At 69.0% G+C, this 248-nt stretch carries 1 protein-coding gene; it reads right to left on the bottom strand.

Features of this window, described 5'->3' with window-relative positions; all coding sequences use genetic code 11:
- Positions 1–248: hypothetical protein (locus I6F38_RS43685; RefSeq protein ID WP_225164753.1), on the bottom strand; the 248-nt coding region annotated here is incomplete at both ends.

The following is a 248-nucleotide window of genomic DNA, read 5'->3' as shown; positions in this document are numbered from 1 at the left end:
AATGCGGCGTGCCGCCGTCGAAGTTGCCGGCAAAGTTGGCGCTGGTGCTGATCGGCGCGCCCGTCAGATTGGTCTCGTCCAGCGTCAGCTGGCCCGCAACCGCCGCCGTCGGCGTGCCCAGCGTCGGACCGTCGTCGTGGATCGCAAACACCCCGCTGCCGAGGTCGATGCCCTTGGTGACGTGATCGCCGTCGGCGTCGGTCACCGTCTGGTTCAGCAGCAGCGTGTTCGCCGCCGTCGTCAGGCTC

Origin of the sequence: Bradyrhizobium sp. BRP56, assembly GCF_020194035.1 — a bacterium.
Classification (GTDB): Bacteria; Pseudomonadota; Alphaproteobacteria; order Rhizobiales; family Xanthobacteraceae; genus Bradyrhizobium; species Bradyrhizobium australafricanum.
The sequence above is the reverse complement of the archived record's forward strand: the minus strand, read 5'-3'. Positions and strand labels throughout refer to the sequence as shown.